Source organism: Borreliella yangtzensis (assembly GCF_014201775.1).
Taxonomy (GTDB): domain Bacteria; phylum Spirochaetota; class Spirochaetia; order Borreliales; family Borreliaceae; genus Borreliella; species Borreliella yangtzensis.
Genome location: NZ_JACHFG010000061.1, coordinates 1 through 1,668, shown reverse-complemented (window position 1 = coordinate 1,668; position 1,668 = coordinate 1). Strand labels below are relative to the sequence as shown.

The 1,668-nt window shown below is 28.9% G+C and carries 2 protein-coding genes; both read left to right on the top strand.

Annotation, left to right across the window (positions count from 1 at the left end; all coding sequences use genetic code 11):
• Positions 1 to 222: 222 nt before the first annotated feature.
• Positions 223 to 999 carry a hypothetical protein gene (locus tag HNP68_RS06745; protein ID WP_183221693.1) on the top strand — a complete coding sequence of 259 codons (777 nt, stop codon included), beginning with the start codon at positions 223 to 225 and terminating at the stop codon, positions 997 to 999.
• Positions 1,000 to 1,016: 17 nt separating this feature from the next.
• Entirely contained in the window at positions 1,017 to 1,334 is a 318-nt protein-coding gene (locus tag HNP68_RS06740) for a plasmid maintenance protein (RefSeq protein WP_183221691.1), read from the top strand.
• The last annotated feature ends 334 nt before the right edge of the window (positions 1,335 to 1,668 follow it).

Sequence of the window (1,668 nt, the reverse complement as noted above, 5' to 3'; positions counted from 1 at the left end):
TATATAATTATTGTTTAGTATAAATACCTGGATACTTATAGTTTAAGCCTGCTATCTTAATATTTAAACCTACTATCTTAATATTTAATCCCATTATCTGAATATTTAATACATGCTTTTTTCAAAAGTCCACACATTAACACCTTTTACTACTAACTTTAATGTAAAAATCGGAAACTTTAAGTTTTGTAAGTTTTGAAAAATGTAGTATAATATATGAATATGAAACTTCCCAAATTTTTTCTAAAATTTAAAGTTCATTCTAAGAGTGAAGAAAAACCACTTTATGAAATAAATCCTAAGGAATTTACTCTAATTAGTAAAAATCTTATGGAGACTTCTAGCACAACTCACAAATTACTTGGAATTATTATGGCTTCTGGAATTCCATTATCTGATTTGAAAAATCAGAATATCAAAACCCATCATAATCCAAAATCCAATATACTTTCATATGTAATGAAAGCGAGCGGCTTAAAATTGAAAACATATTCTTTAGTCTGCTCTAGTGAAATTTCTAAATGCATTGAAAATCTAAACAAAAGCGAACTGCTAGCTATTAGCACAGACAAAATTAATTATGTGGCAAAAAATATATTTGGCGCTAATATGACTACTACACAACTGAAAATTGCCTATTATTTGATTGTAAAGGCCAAAGAAACGACCGAGGACAACAAATATACCAAAAACCCAGGAAATATACGAATATCTAAGAAGCCGTGTATTCAAAACCTAGGCGAAAAAATCAGATACATCAACTCGTTTAAGCTTATACGACCTGATGTAGAAAATCTAAGTATATTCAGAAAAAGTAAACACAAAAATACATACGCTATTGCAAATTTGATTTACATGTTTTTTAATGGGAATGAACCTTGCAAAAATTTGTACAATCTAAAACTGTACATTAACGCTAACCTAAAAAAACTGGGGATTAACAAAAACACTAGTGAATTACAAAAGCAAATTTTTTCTAAAATATTTTTGATTGAGTAAAAATATTGGGCGCAACCATGAAAAATCAACTAAGTCAACTACCCAAGCTACTAGTCAAATTAGAAACACTTATGTTCACAATAGGAAAAATTGAAAAACAATTTAGTCAATATACTAAAGAAACAATGCTAAAAGACTATAACGAACTAATTCAAAATTTTGGTATAGCTCAAGATACAGCAAAATCATTAGAAACTCACCTCAACAAACTAGAAAAAATTAAAGTCATAGCTAGATTTTACACTAAAGATATAGACAACAATGTTCTAATATACTACAAACTAAATTACCCTATACAAACATGTTACGACAAAATCAAGGAACATTACGGCTAGGTAACGCTAAGCGTTACCTTTACGCTAAATATTTTTACTCAATCAAGAAATATTTTAGAAAAAATTTGCTTTTGCAATTTACTTGTGTCGAATTCTTTGACCCCTAAACTTCTTAGTTTGACATTGATGTATGATTTTAGGTTATGCAAATTTTTTGTTTCAGTGTTAATTTTTGTTTTTTTGTTGCGTGAACTGCTATTTCTAAATCAAAGATTATAGAAATAGCTTCTTGTTTCATCCCATGATAGCTTTTTAGGTTCTAAAGAACGGTCATCCACTAGAGCATGGTCCACAAGCTTTACTTCAGGCAGTTCCTGCCTTAGTTTTTATTTCA

Bases quoted from the DNA above. Each gene is read 5' to 3' on its own strand.
- HNP68_RS06745 (WP_183221693.1), top strand. From the start codon at position 223: ATGAAACTTCCCAAATTTTTTCTAAAATTTAAAGTTCATTCTAAGAGT.
- HNP68_RS06740 (WP_183221691.1), top strand. From the start codon at position 1,017: ATGAAAAATCAACTAAGTCAACTACCCAAGCTACTAGTCAAATTAGAA.